This window comes from Parashewanella hymeniacidonis (genome assembly GCF_016900895.1).
GTDB lineage: Bacteria > Pseudomonadota > Gammaproteobacteria > Enterobacterales > Shewanellaceae > Parashewanella > Parashewanella hymeniacidonis.
The window spans coordinates 1-14009 of sequence record NZ_JAFEUN010000009.1 but is presented as its reverse complement, the minus strand read 5'-3'; the positions used below and the strand labels follow the sequence as shown (position 1 = coordinate 14009).

Genomic DNA, 14009 nt, shown 5'->3' with positions numbered 1-14009 from the left:
TCGAAGCTGTTAATCGCTATAGTTAATATAAACAATACTGAATAATTATTAATTATGTCTAGCAAAAGCATTCGAATAGATGGGTCACATCGTTCTCCAACTCACGCTTCTGATCCTGTTCCCCAAGGGTTAGATGAACAATCTTGTGTCTTAAATAGTGATGAAACTATCAAGAAATCACGTACTGCTACACAATTATCACACACTCATCAAAAAGAGTCCGATGCTACACAATTATCACCCACTCATCAAAAAGAGTCCGATAGTCGTACTAAAGTAAATGCTTGGTATGGCTCACAAAGTTCAGCATCTCTCAAAGAATGTTTTATTGCTTTAAAGATACAAGCAGAAATGTTTTCCAGCTCCGAAGACATAACAGAGCACTTCGATAAAATTATTGAAAGTGACAGCATTGATGAGCTAGAAGCCCCCATTCATAGTCTGTCTACAATCTTTAAAGGAATGCTTCAATTTAAAATAAAAAAACAGGAAGATGGTTTTCAAGTTGGCTTTTCCTTTGAAACTGCGAGCGAAACACTAGCTCACTTTGAGTTTTCACATTTAAAGTCCGGTTCCTTTCTTCCTAATGAATATCTCTCAGAATTAGTCGTTGATGATTTAAAACCCTCAAACAAGCCAGATGATTCATCAACGGGTACAGGAATCATAATTGATGGTTTTCAAGCTCAACTGAAAACTAATGCCACAAACACCCTTTCAGTACCTACAAAACACTACAGAAAATTCGATAGTCATGAATCAGAGCTCTTTAGTTTATTAAAACTTTCAAAACTCGTAGCGGATAAAGATGAATATTTTGAGTGTTTTCCCGAGTCACCATTCCAAAACCTGCTCGAAAAAGATAGAAAAGAGGCCGCTGAAAGAGCCCAATCATATAAAAGTGGCAACATGACTTTTTCGAGAACTTCAAAAGTCACTTCATTAAGAAGACAGGCTAGTGAATTAACAAATTGTTTGATTGGAAAACTACAATTATTTAAAGCAATACAAGTCTATGAACCCTGTTTAACCAACGCTGACTTCAATTATGTTCTTGAGGATAACTTTACTCACTTTGATTCAATCAACAATATTTACACTGACGATATTAGTGAGGAATTATGCATTACGACTAAATTTGAAGACGGCACTTCTTTCGATGAATCAATTAGCACCAAAGCGATTGCGAAATCATCACTTGGAATAATAGCAAGTCGACAAAATAGAATTCCTTCAGCGTCACTACCTATTAAATTACAAGAATGTGAGGGCGTCGAGCCCGCAGGCATAGGCTTACATAATTGGACAAACTCTTGTTTTATGAATGCTGCTTTTCAAATGATGGCGACAACTTTAGATCAATCAGATACACTGACGAAAGTACGTTCCCCACATACTGTTCCTAGTATTTCTTTAGAAATTTTACTCGAGAAAGCTATAGAATCTATTCCAATTAACTTTGAAGCACCTTCACTTACTTTTCAAATAGGTGAACATTTATTTTCCGTTACCACTGATTTGAGTCGCTCAGAGATCATAACAACAATTGCAATCGAGCTTTCAAAAATACCAATAGAAGAAATAAACTCTCAAGAATTTATTTATAAAGCACCTTCCGAAGACAAACCTATACATTTAGAAGTATCGAAGTGGCTAGCTTTTAATGAAGCAACATGTAATTTGATAAGTCATATCAATGATAATCAACACAAAACACAAATACCGGTGCAACTTCAGGTAAATTTTTTAGACGCTTATTACGAACTTGCAAAACACCTTTATCGTTATACGTCATTAACGTTGCTTTTCCCTCAAGCTAATCTTACAAATCTAATGTTAGATTTACCCACAGAATTAAAATATGCGACCATTGATCAACATGATCCTCAAGAATTTATCAGTGATGTATTTGACTTAATGGGAATTCTTAAACAAGAAGAACGTTTTTTGAATACCTCAGAGTATTACCATGTTGTAAACAAAGCTTCTGAGCAAAAACTGAGTAAGCATGAATGCAACACAATGAGTGCTTCTCATTTTATTTCTATAGATAACAAATCTACGTCCCCAAGTCTTGAAACCATTATTCAACAGTTTGTTACAGAAGAAGAACTATCCTATTCTGATGCAAAAATTTTAAACCCTATCAAGGCCTTAGCTGCTCGTAGTGAGTGTTTATATCTAAATGATGTTCCGTATATTAAATTACCTCAAGCATTATCAGAATTATCAGAAGAAGAACTAAATAAAGCGATATTTTCACTTCCAAAAGAACAGTTTGAAAGAACCTTGGAAGTAACTTTCGATCAATATCGAGTACGTAAACAAGTTAACTTGGTATCTAACACTCAACAAATTCCTCAAAGACTGTTGATTCAACTAAAGTTATTTGCTAGAACAGCTGATGGGGATACGATAAAACCCACCTCAACATTTACCTTAAATGATGAAGAAACCAGTGGTGATTTAGGACAACACTGTTTGGTTGAACTCATCCGTAATAAGGGGATTGTTCACGTTCCTGTACATTTAGATGGTGATGAGACGCCTACGCACATTAAGTATAGAGTTGATTCTATAGTATGCCATACAGGCTCAAGTGTGAAATCGGGTCATTACACAACATTGAAGTTCGATGCTGATGGTAACGCAACTTTTTTTAACGATGATATAGCTGTAACATATTCTGATTATCAAAAAGTAGTTGGAGATGATTCTAATATCTCACTTGATGCATTTATTGAGCAACAAGGGTTATCTGGTTATTTATTTTCACTAATTAAGGTAGATGAACAAGACGATGTTCCACGTGAAACATGATCTCACTCTGACAATTGTTTCATCAACTTGGATTTCATTTCTTCTGATAGTAAAATAAACAACTAATTCATCTAAGTAGTATAAGTAATACCTCTATGAGCGACCTTTTTGAACTAGCCAACCATCAACTCGATGCCTTAGGTTTACGTTGTCCTGAACCTGTAATGATGGTACGTAAAAAAGTTCGTCATATGGCTGATGGTGAAACTTTATTGATCATCGCAGATGATCCTGCAACGACTCGTGATATTCCCAGTTTTTGTGAGTTTATGGATCACACTTTAATCGCAAGTGAAATTGATGGTATGCCTTATCACTACTTAATCAAAAAAGGGCTGGATGTATAATCTAGCTCAATCGTCACCTTCTAATCTAAGCCTCTGTTAAATTCACCTTTTGAAACAGTTCCCCCCTTTCTTGTTAACGGCATTTATGCGATAAATATCACACTATATGTTGCGCACATTTTAAACCTGATTTTAGGTTAATAACTCATACCATTCACGCTAATTAACTATGTTGGTTAGAGTGCAATTGTGAAGTCGGTGCAAGGTGCGATGACGAATCATAGCCAAAGCTATGGGGAGGAGTTGCAACGAAGTAATGGCAAAACAAGTGCACTACGTATCTCATCGTTAATTGGTACGAATGGTATAAAAATAATGAGAATAGGAATTCCTAATGAAATCCAAATTGAGTCCCATTTATGCGGCTATCGCATTAAGCTTGAGCATCAATGTTGTCCATGCCAAAGATGACGACAAAAAGTGGTCTGTCAATGAACCCGCTAATCAACCACTACAAACCGTAGACATTAATGTGAATCAAGGCACGTGGATGAATGTTTCCTTAAGCCCTGATGGTAAACACATCGTCTTTGATTTATTGGGTGATATTTATCAAATGCCTGTAGAGGGCGGCGAAGCCAAACCATTAGCTGAAGGTATTGCGTGGCAAATGCAACCTGTGTATAGCCCTGATGGTAAATACATTGCCTTTACCTCAGATCAAGATGGCGGTGATAACATTTGGGTTATGGATGCTGATGGCAGCAACCCACGCCCAGTGACAGATGAAACGTTTCGCCTACTCAACAGCCCTGCATGGAGTCCTGATTCGCAATATATAGTGGCACGTAAACATTTCACAGGTAGTCGTTCATTAGGTGCGGGTGAAGTTTGGCTATATCACGTTGCAGGTGGTAAAGGCGTAAAATTAACTAAACGTCCGAACGAACAAAAAGATCTCGGTGAGCCTGCCTATTCACCAGACGGTCGGTATGTGTATTTCAGCCAAGATGCAACGCCAGGAAAAACCTTCCACTATTCAAAAGATTCAGTGAAAGGTATTTACAAAATTAAACGCTATGACACTCAAACCGGTGACATCGAAGTCATGATCTCAGGCACTGGTGGTGCAATTCGTCCAACACCAAGTCCTGATGGTAACAAACTGGCTTACATCAAACGTGATGGTTTCAAGTCCTCATTATATGTCTTAGATTTAAAGTCTGGTGAGAAAACCAAAGTGTATGGCAAGCTTGACCGCGACATGCAAGAAACGTGGGCGATTCATGGTGTTTACCCAACCATGGCATGGACACCAGACAGTGAAGACATCGTTTTTTGGGCAGGCGGTAAAATTAATCGCTTAAACGTTGAAGATAAGCAAGTTGCCAACATTCCTTTCAGTGTCAAAACACAACGTCAAATTCAACCTGCTGTTAAGTTTCAGCAAAACTTAGATAAAGATAAGTTCGACGTAAAAATGCTGCGTATGGCACAAGTGTCACCGAACGGTAAAAAGGTCGTGTTTGAAGCACTCGGTAAGCTCTACGTGAAAGATTTGAAATCAGGCAAGCAAAAGCGTCTAACTCGCCTGAATGACAACTACTCTGAACTGTTCCCGCAATGGTCACGTGATGGTAAGCGTATTGTATTCACCACTTGGAATGATGACAAACAAGGCCGCGTACGTATCATTTCAGCGCAAGGCGGCAAACCAAAAGTATTGACCAATGAACCGGGTAAATACGTCGAACCCACTTTTTCACCGAATGGTAAAACCGTCGTTTATCGTAAAGCGCGCGGTGGTTACATCACACCAAAAACATGGTCGCAAGAACCCGGATTATATAAAGTCGACATAAAAGGTAAGAAAACTCTAAAAATCACAGCAAGTGGTTATCAACCACAATTTGGTGCAAACGGTGACCGAGTCTATTTTATGGATTTTGGTAAGACACCAGAGCTAGCATCCATAAGTTTAGATGGCCATGACAAGCGCACCCACTACACCAGTGAGCATGCAACGGAATTCCGCGTATCACCAGACGGCAACAACCTCGCCTTTGCTGAACGCTTCAAAGTGTTCGTGACGCCATTTGCTAAAAATGGTGAAACCGTCCGCATCAGCCCAAGTGCTTCAAATTTACCTGTTACCAAATTAAGTACACGTGCGGGTGAAAGCATCAGTTGGAATGCAAAAGGCAATGAACTTTATTGGACACTCGGTCCTGAACTGTATCAAGCGAAAGTTGATACTGATTACCAAGACGTTGAGGATTCAAAACCTACTATAACGGATATTGGTTTTACTAAGAAAGCAGATGTTCCACGTGGAACCGTTGCTTTTGTGGGTGGCCAAGTCATTACTATGGACGGTGACAAAGTCATTAAAAATGGTGTTGTTATCGTTAAAGATAATCATATTGTAGCGGTTGGCGATGCGAGTACTCACATACCTAGCAAAGCGGAAATTATCGATATCAAAGGCAAGTCAATCATGCCGGGAATTTTTGATGCCCATGCTCACGGTAGCCAAGGTGAAGATGAAATTATTCCACAACAAAACTGGAACTTGTACGCAGGTCTTGCACTGGGTGTCACCAGTATTCACGACCCATCAAATGATACCACTGAAATTTTCGCCGCCAGTGAGCAACAAAAAGCCGGCAAAATTGTTGGCCCACGTATTTTCTCTACGGGTACCATTCTATATGGTGCGAATGCTCCGGGTTACACCTCGCACGTTGACTCACTCGAAGATGCTAAGTTCCACTTAGAACGTTTAAAGAAAGTGGGTGCGTTCTCAGTTAAGAGTTATAACCAGCCTCGTCGTAATCAACGTCAACAAGTCATTGCTGCGGCACGTGAATTGGAAATGATGGTGGTACCTGAAGGTGGTTCGCTACTGCAACATAACCTTTCAATGGTCGTTGATGGACATACAACCCTAGAACATTCACTGCCTGTGGCATCCATCTACAATGATGTTAAACAATTCTGGAAAGCATCTAAGACTGCCTATACACCTACGTTAGTGGTTGCTTACGGTGGTATTTCTGGTGAGCATTATTGGTATGATAAGACTAACGTTTGGGAACACCCTCGCCTGTCTCAATACGTACCAAGCGAGATTTTAAACCCAAGATCTATGCGTCGTACTAAAGCGCCCGATGCCCACTACAACCATTTCAATGTGGCAAAAGTCGCAAAAGAACTAACTGATGAAGGCATTGTTGCCAATATCGGTGCTCATGGTCAACGTGAAGGTTTAGGCGCTCACTGGGAAATGTGGATGTTCGCACAAGGCGGCATGACCAACCTTGAAGCACTCAAGACTGCAACGATTAATCCAGCGAAAACCTTCGCTATGGATCATCAAATCGGCAGCATCGAAGCAGGCAAACTGGCTGACTTAATCGTGATTGACGGTAACCCGCTTGAAGATATTCGAGTAACCGATAAAATCACTCACACCATGGTTAACGGTAAACTGTTTGATGCAGAAACCATGAACCAGTTAAATGGTGATAAGACTAAGCGTAAGCCGTTTTACTTTGAGATGTAATGTTTGAAGTTTGAAGGTTTGAAATTGAAAGGATGTTTCACGTGAAACATCCTTTTTTATGACTTGAAATTTTTTATGTTGTTACAATACGAAAAATGGTAACAATCACGAGAAATAAATGGACATTAATAAAACTAGGATTAGTAACTTACCTAGAGAAGACCTTGAAAACATATGGAAATGGTTATCACCAGAGGAACTAGATGAGTTAATTTTTAGTAGTAATAAAAATGAGCTTTCAACCTTATTCGGTCATTTAACAGAAAGAGGTATTGTTGAAGTAGTTCAAAATTTAAGTTCTCAAGCATTATAACTAAAATATTAAATAGCCTTCCTCAAAGAGCCATCAATAAGATTTTCATGTTTGCAAATACCAAACTAACATCGAAAATTATTGGTAGCGTCGATCAATCTCTAATTATCAGATTATTAAAAAGTTCTAACCCTGAACTTAGAGATCGAATACTAAAAACACTTCCAAATGAGCAGAGAAGAATGATGCTTGAAATTTCAGAGGAAGGATCTGAAATTGAAAGTGAATCAAAATTTTACCTATCTGAGGAATTTGAGAACTCCATAGAAAAACAAACACTAGCAAGAATAAAAGAACTTGAGAATAGAGAACGCTTAATTGAACGAAGGCAACGAGCAAGAGAGGAGCAATATTCTCAAGAGTTAGAGCATTTAAGACATGAGGTTGCAGAAGCCGAGAAAGAAATCTATCAAGCAAAAAATAAATATAAAAATGTAGAACGTGGTCTTGTTAAAAAAGAACAATAACTTAAAGACAATATACGAATCTTAGAAGAAGAACATCAAAAACAAATTCAAGAAAATATAGAAAAGAAAGTTCCAGAGTTTGTAGAAAATGCAGTTACAACTTTAGAAGAGAAAGAAGAGGCGTTTTCGACTAAGGCAGAGGAATGGAACAAAAAAGGAAGTATTTCATTAGTATTAGCAATTGTTTCTGCGTTAGGGGCACTAATCTATGGTGCTTTTGAGTTTAACTCAGCAGCTAAAGAGAATATAGATTGGTTCTTCTTTTCCTTTTTACTGTTAAAAGGGCTAATTGTGGTTTCCCTATTTGGAGCATTTGCAAAGCACTCATATAACATTGGAAACGCTTATATACATGAGTCACTAAAAAGAAGTGATAGAATGCATGCAATTAGCTTTGGTAAATTTTATCTCGAAGTCTACGGAAATGATGTAAACCAGAAAGATATGAAAGAAATCTTTGAAAACTGGAATATGAATAGTGATAGTGCATTTACAAAAATACATCAACCAAACTTCGAACCAAAAACCGTTGAACAAGTTACTCAAATGATAAATGCAGTTTCTAATGCAACTAAAAATATTAAAACTGATTCAGAAAAAAGGAATTCAAACTAATTACTTTGAAGCGAGAATTGATTCCCCTTTCAAAGTAGTTATTTCACGTTGATAAATAATATCGTAAGCGCAGCATGGATGCGGCGCTAATTTTCGGGGTACAGGATGTACCATCGAAAATGTTAGGTATTCTTTACTCATAAGGGAAATAACGTTTTACTTTGTAGGGCGGCACGGAGAGATCCAAGAGAGGAGTTGCTGTTGACTCCTTTCTTGGTCGGGTGTGGGCAGAAAGCCCACGACGTTATAAACTTCGAAGAAGTTTTGCTTTAAAACCAACACTAGTTGGAATTCCCAGTCCTACAATGACAACTCACCAAATGATCATCCACCATCCCCACAGCTTGCATAAACGCATAACAAATGGTTGGGCCAACAAAATTAAACCCGAGCTTCTTAAGCGCCTTAGACATGGCTTCAGACTCTGGTGTTTGGGTTGGAATATCGTCTGGGGTCTCAATGTGATTGATTATGGGTTTCCCCCCGACAAAGCCCCAGAGAAACTCAGAAAAGTTGCCACCCTCTTGTGTGAACGTCAAATACCCTTTTGCATTACGAATGATGGAGTTCACTTTTAAACGATTACGCACAATGCCGGTATTTTGCATTAAAGCTTCCACTTTCTGCTCATCAAATTGCGCAATATCTTCAGGGATAAAATCAGCAAATGCGTCATAATAGTTCTGCTGTTTTTTTAAAATGGTGATCCAAGATAAACCAGCTTGTTGGCCATCTAAACAAAGCTTGGCAAACAGTTCTAGCGGATCATACACCGGTCGCCCCCATACTGTATCGTGATATTGCTGATATAAAGGGTCATTACTTACCCAGCCACATCGTTTTAGTTCCATATCAAATTTCCGTATAAGCGCCTACAAAAGCTAGAAAATAACCTACATAAGCCTGTAATGACAAGGTATAATCTTTTTCAATTGTCTGTAAAAATCATTGTTCAGAGTAATATCAGCGAGATAATACCAGCAAGATTAAGCTTTAGCGTCACACCTGCATAGGCTGGTGTCCAGTGTCTTTTCATTTTATATAAAAGTCGCAAGATTTTTGCCTACGCAGAAATGACAAACAAGGTTTACAGATTCCCGATTAACGTTCAACACCTGAAGTAGCAGACGGTATGACCAGCAAACACGACATAAAGACTTTCCAGGGTTTTATTTTAACTCTGCAAGAATATTGGGCGCAGCAAGGTTGCGCTGTTATCCAACCCCTCGATATGGAAGTGGGCGCCGGCACCTTCCATCCGATGACCTTTTTACGTTCCATTGGTCCAGAGCCAATGAGCAGTGCTTATGTGCAACCATCTCGCCGTCCAACTGATGGCCGTTATGGTGAAAACCCGAACCGCCTGCAACATTATTATCAATTCCAAGTGGTTCTAAAGCCATCACCAGATAATATCCAAGAACTGTATTTAGGTTCATTAAAAGCCTTAGGTGTTGACCCAGAAGTGCATGATATTCGCTTTGTTGAAGACAACTGGGAATCGCCAACATTGGGTGCTTGGGGCCTAGGTTGGGAGATCTGGATGAACGGTATGGAAGTGAGTCAGTTCACTTATTTCCAACAAGTCGGTGGCCTAGAATGCAAGCCAGTCACGGGGGAAATCACTTACGGACTAGAACGTCTAGCCATGTATATACAAGGTGTAGATAGCGTCTATGATCTGGTTTGGACTGACGGTCCTATGGGAAAAATCACTTACGGTGATGTGTTCCATCAGAATGAAGTTGAACAATCTGAGTATAACTTTGATCACGCTGATGTGGACTTCTTATTTGAAACGTTCGATAAATGTGAGGCCATGTGTCAGAAGTTATTGAGCCTTGAAAAACCATTACCATTGCCAGCTTATGAGCAAGTGATGAAAGCCTCTCATGCATTTAATTTATTAGATGCCCGCCATGCAATTTCTGTTACCGAAAGGCAACGTTATATTTTACGCGTTCGTGCCATGTCTAAAGGTGTGGCCGAAGCTTATTATGCCGCACGAGAAGCATTAGGCTTCCCAATGTGTGAAACGGTTAATGCCGCATCCAATAACAATACTGATAAGTAAGGAGAATTACACATGACAACTGAAAACTTACTTATTGAAATTGGTACTGAAGAATTGCCACCAAAAGCACTGCGAACATTAGCGGAATCGTTTTTAGCGAATGTAACGGATGCATTGACCAAAGCTGAACTGCCTTTTGCGCAGGCAAAATGGTACGCCGCACCTCGTCGTTTAGCATTAAGCATTCAAGATGTCGCAACAGCACAACAAGATAAAATTGTTGAAAAACGTGGCCCTGCCATTGCTGGTGCATTTGATGCTGACGGTAATCCAACCAAAGCGGCATTGGGTTGGGCTCGTGGTAACGGTATTGATGTTAATGACGCAGAGCGTTTAAAAACCGATAAAGGCGAATGGCTATTACACAAAGCGAAAGTTGAAGGTAAAGCCACCAGCACCTTGATTGCTGACATAACCCAAAAGGCACTCGACAAATTACCTATTCCAAAACCAATGCGTTGGGGCAGTAACACGACTCAGTTTATCCGTCCTGTGCATACCGTTACCATGTTGTTAGGCAGTGAGTTGATTGAAGGTACGGTATTAGGCATTCAGTCTGCACGAATTATTCGTGGCCACCGCTTTATGGGACAAAGCGAGTTTGAATTACAACATGCCGACGATTATCTGGCTCAGCTTGAGAATGACGGCAAAGTAATGGCTGACTTTGAACGTCGTAAAGCCATCATTAAAAGCGACGCTGAAAAAGCGGCCGCAGAATTAAACGGTATCGCAGACTTAAAAGATGAACTGCTTGAAGAAGTGGCTTCATTGGTTGAATGGCCAGTGGTGCTAACAGCTAAGTTTGAAAATGATTTTTTAAACGTACCATCAGAAGCGTTGGTTTACACCATGAAAGGCGATCAAAAATACTTCCCAGTATTTGATCAACAAGGTGAGCTGTTACCAAACTTCATCTTTGTGACTAACATTGAGTCTAAAGATCCACAGCAAATCATTTCTGGTAACGAAAAAGTGATCCGCCCTCGCCTTGCTGATGCGGAATTCTTCTTTAATACCGATAAGAAGAAAACCTTAGAAGCGCGCTTGGAAAGTTTACAAAGTGTGGTATTTCAAAAGCAACTGGGTAGCTTAAAAGACCGAGCTAATCGCATTAGCGATATGGCCGCTTACATTGCTGAAAGTTTAAACGCTGACGCAAAAGATGCGGCGCGTGCAGGTTTACTTTCAAAAGCAGATTTGATGACCGAAATGGTCATGGAATTTACCGACACTCAAGGCACCATGGGCATGCATTATGCGCGTCTTGATGGTGAAACAGAAAATGTAGCCGTTGCGATTTCTGAACAATATTTACCTAAGTTCTCTGGCGATCGAGTACCAGAATCTCATGTATCATGCGCTGTAGCACTGGCTGAAAAGTTCGATACTTTGGTGGGTATTTTTGGTATTGGCCAAGCACCAAAAGGCGCAGCTGATCCATTTGCACTTCGTCGTGCCGCCATTGGTATTTTACGTATTATCGTTGAAAATAAGCTGCCGCTAGATTTGGTTGATTTGATTGCTAAAGCACAGCAATTGCATGGTGCTAGTGTCAGTAATGACAACACCACTGACGATGTATTGCAGTTCTTAATGGGTCGATTCCGCAGCTGGTATCTAGATAAAGGTGTTGCCGTTGATACGATTCTTGCCGTATTAGCACGTAACCCTACTCGCCCAGCTGATTTTGATGACCGAATTACTGCGGTTACCGAATTTAGAAACCGTGAAGAAGCCGCAGCACTCGCCGCAGCGAATAAGCGTGTGTCGAATATTCTCGCTAAAGTTGAATGTGAAGTAAGTAATGACATCAGCCATGCTTTGCTACAACAAGATGCAGAAAAAGCGTTAGCTGAGCAACTGCTTGCACTTGAACCGCAATTGGCACCATTTTTTGCCACAGGTGATTATGCGCAAGCACTGAACTTATTGGCAGGTTTACGCAATACTGTTGATCAGTTCTTTGAAGATGTGATGGTGATGGCCGACGATGATGCACTTAAAGCGAACCGTTTGGCTTTGCTCAACCGCCTTCGCCAGCAATTCTTGCATGTCGCCGATATTTCACTGCTTCAGTAAATCAATTTTTCCATTATTTAAGAGGGCTTTTAATAAGCCCTTTTTTATTGTCAAAGATTAAGTTTTTTTAATCTACATCTACCTATATTCACATCGTGTTATTTTAAAAGTCATTAATAAATAATCTGGTAGTAATTATGCCCATTAATGATCTAATCATTTCAAGTAGATGTTGTTCTTTAGTTAATTTTGGCTATACCAGATCAGAACTCGAAAAGCTCAATAACAAAACAACATCGGCTCAAGAATTACAACGCCAAACTAATGTATTTAGACGCATGCGTAATTGGTTTTTCAGAGTGGATAAAGCCGATGCCACCAAAGCTTATTACGGCATGGTTCATTCTAAAACGGCACAAGAAGCTTATTATTATTTTGCTCGGTTTAGAGCTTGCTTGGGTGATGGATATAAAAATAGAGTTTTTTGCGAAAAAAATGAACAACAGTATGATTTTAAAGTTTTTTTAGAAGGGGCAGAACCATTATCTATTAAAGAACACATATCATGGGCAAGCGGATATACATTGAGTAACTCACAACCAAACCAAGCAGATGAACAACGCCCTTTATTGAATGATGACTTACCCTTAGTTACTCATGTAACCAATGCAACATTTAGAAGTCCATTAGCTGAAATAGACATGTCTTGGCATTGGCTGCGATTTATGACAACTCCCGAGCACCCTGTTCCAGGTTCAGCCATTACACTTAATAAATTTTCACAAATGAATTTCATTGAGCTCGAGAATGATCATAACTTTATTCAGGTGTTATTTCCTAACCCAAAGCCAAGCCCTATTAACCGTAAAGCACCTTTATATACTGAGTTAATGCAGGAAGCTATTCATGTAGATGCTACAATTCAGACTGAAATAAGAAAAAACGTGGATATAATGTTAAAATTTTATGGTCTTGTACGAAATGGAAATGACATCCACATGGATACAAGCAACGCTCAACAAGCAAAAAGTAAGTGGCTTAAAAAAGATGATCACAACCATAAGCGCTTGAGTCGTATTCTTATCTTTTTATATAATAGTGGCTTTGGTGAATGCGCAGACTCATTGAAATTGTGTATAACAACAAATGGAAAGGGGGTGGTTAAAGAACGCAACCTTCAAATTTGGAATGGGTTAGTCCGTAAGAATGATGTGATGCCATTAGTATTCACTTAAGCAGGTTTTTATTACATGCTAAACAAAACCAATCACTATCTGTAATAAAAAATAATGATTCAATGCCAAAGCTTTTCTCTATGCCTTCTTCACTTCCGTAATCTTTCATTAACTCTTCAGACATAGTGTAATTTAATTGCCATCGGCAAAAAAGGTTACCATTACTGGTTTTAATTATTTTCAACATTTCACTTTTAGAGGCATCGTTGGCCTGCCCCAAAGCTGAAAAACCACTTACTGCATCATTGATTTGGGTTAATAATCGTTGAGTGCATACTAAAAGCAATTTTTGTGTCTGCGATTCGGTATTACACAAATGAGCTATTTTCGAAAAAATATCTGTAGAAGAGTCCTCTGCTTCTGGTACATAACTCACAATTGATGCTCCATCGACCATTTGTATATTCAATCGAACGATATCTAACTTAGCTTGTTCATTTATTTCAGTTGCAGTCAAACATTGAAGTTGTTTATCCATATTACTTTTTGGAACCCATCAAACTTGGGTAACAAATTAAGAGGATAAATCTGAGGAGAAAAGCTTTATTTTTGAGATAATAAGTCGACCAAGACAACTATCAAAATAAAATGGCGATTCTAAACAAAACACC

General features: G+C 39.2%; 11 protein-coding genes. 9 read left to right on the top strand and 2 right to left on the bottom strand.

The genetic code is table 11. The features are described from left to right. Nucleotides 1–54 precede the first annotated feature (54 nt). The 6 genes from JQC92_RS03315 to JQC92_RS03290 all read left to right on the top strand — a co-directional run bounded on the left by JQC92_RS03315 (nt 55) and on the right by JQC92_RS03290 (nt 8067). Nucleotides 55–2820: a ubiquitin carboxyl-terminal hydrolase gene (locus JQC92_RS03315; RefSeq protein WP_204998316.1), complete on the top strand. Its 2766-nt coding sequence runs from the start codon at nt 55–57 to the stop codon at nt 2818–2820. A gap of 95 nt (nt 2821–2915) precedes the next feature. Next, entirely contained in the window at nt 2916–3167 is a 252-nt protein-coding gene (tusA, locus tag JQC92_RS03310; protein WP_204998315.1) for a sulfurtransferase TusA, read from the top strand. Nucleotides 3168–3501: 334 nt separating this feature from the next. Beyond that, entirely contained in the window at nt 3502–6672 is a 3171-nt protein-coding gene (locus JQC92_RS03305) for an amidohydrolase family protein (protein ID WP_204998314.1), read from the top strand. Nucleotides 6673–6790: 118 nt separating this feature from the next. Beyond that, nucleotides 6791–6985, top strand: coding sequence for a hypothetical protein (locus tag JQC92_RS03300; protein ID WP_204998313.1), 195 nt, complete (start codon nt 6791–6793; stop codon nt 6983–6985). 47 nt (nt 6986–7032) lie between these two features. Beyond that, nucleotides 7033–7452 (top strand): hypothetical protein, encoded by a 420-nt coding sequence (locus tag JQC92_RS03295; protein WP_204998312.1) that lies wholly within the window; start codon nt 7033–7035, stop codon nt 7450–7452. 291 nt (nt 7453–7743) lie between these two features. Beyond that, nucleotides 7744–8067: a hypothetical protein gene (locus JQC92_RS03290; RefSeq protein WP_204998311.1), complete on the top strand. Its 324-nt coding sequence runs from the start codon at nt 7744–7746 to the stop codon at nt 8065–8067. A 281-nt stretch (nt 8068–8348) separates the two neighbouring features. Here JQC92_RS03290 and JQC92_RS03285 read toward each other — a convergent pair whose 3' ends face one another. After that, entirely contained in the window at nt 8349–8918 is a 570-nt protein-coding gene (locus tag JQC92_RS03285) for a DNA-3-methyladenine glycosylase I (RefSeq protein ID WP_204998310.1), read from the bottom strand. A 281-nt stretch (nt 8919–9199) separates the two neighbouring features. Between JQC92_RS03285 and glyQ the strand changes: the two genes are divergently transcribed. The 3 genes from glyQ to JQC92_RS23030 all read left to right on the top strand — a co-directional run bounded on the left by glyQ (nt 9200) and on the right by JQC92_RS23030 (nt 13398). Continuing rightward, nucleotides 9200–10141, top strand: coding sequence for a glycine--tRNA ligase subunit alpha (gene glyQ / locus JQC92_RS03280; RefSeq protein ID WP_129945278.1), 942 nt, complete (start codon nt 9200–9202; stop codon nt 10139–10141). A 12-nt stretch (nt 10142–10153) separates the two neighbouring features. Beyond that, nucleotides 10154–12223, top strand: coding sequence for a glycine--tRNA ligase subunit beta (glyS, locus tag JQC92_RS03275; protein WP_204998309.1), 2070 nt, complete (start codon nt 10154–10156; stop codon nt 12221–12223). A 299-nt stretch (nt 12224–12522) separates the two neighbouring features. After that, the gene (locus JQC92_RS23030) at nt 12523–13398 is read left to right on the top strand and encodes an opioid growth factor receptor-related protein (protein ID WP_204998308.1); all 876 of its coding nucleotides are present in this window, start codon (nt 12523–12525) and stop codon (nt 13396–13398) included. On the opposite strand, the gene JQC92_RS03265 is transcribed toward JQC92_RS23030, so the two are convergent. Continuing rightward, complete coding sequence (locus tag JQC92_RS03265; RefSeq protein WP_204998307.1) at nt 13391–13876, bottom strand: hypothetical protein; 486 nt, start codon at nt 13874–13876, stop codon at nt 13391–13393. The two genes, JQC92_RS23030 and JQC92_RS03265, sit on opposite strands and share 8 nt — an antisense overlap. Nucleotides 13877–14009 lie beyond the last annotated feature (133 nt).

What these genes read in the sequence shown, in the direction of transcription:
- JQC92_RS03315 (WP_204998316.1), top strand. Translation starts at nt 55, where the DNA reads ATGTCTAGCAAAAGCATTCGAATAGATGGGTCACATCGTTCTCCAACT.
- tusA (WP_204998315.1), top strand. Translation starts at nt 2,916, where the DNA reads ATGAGCGACCTTTTTGAACTAGCCAACCATCAACTCGATGCCTTAGGT.
- JQC92_RS03305 (WP_204998314.1), top strand. Translation starts at nt 3,502, where the DNA reads ATGAAATCCAAATTGAGTCCCATTTATGCGGCTATCGCATTAAGCTTG.
- JQC92_RS03300 (WP_204998313.1), top strand. Translation starts at nt 6,791, where the DNA reads ATGGACATTAATAAAACTAGGATTAGTAACTTACCTAGAGAAGACCTT.
- JQC92_RS03295 (WP_204998312.1), top strand. Translation starts at nt 7,033, where the DNA reads ATGTTTGCAAATACCAAACTAACATCGAAAATTATTGGTAGCGTCGAT.
- JQC92_RS03285 (WP_204998310.1), bottom strand. Translation starts at nt 8,918, where the DNA reads ATGGAACTAAAACGATGTGGCTGGGTAAGTAATGACCCTTTATATCAG.
- glyQ (WP_129945278.1), top strand. Translation starts at nt 9,200, where the DNA reads ATGACCAGCAAACACGACATAAAGACTTTCCAGGGTTTTATTTTAACT.
- glyS (WP_204998309.1), top strand. Translation starts at nt 10,154, where the DNA reads ATGACAACTGAAAACTTACTTATTGAAATTGGTACTGAAGAATTGCCA.
- JQC92_RS03265 (WP_204998307.1), bottom strand. Translation starts at nt 13,876, where the DNA reads ATGGATAAACAACTTCAATGTTTGACTGCAACTGAAATAAATGAACAA.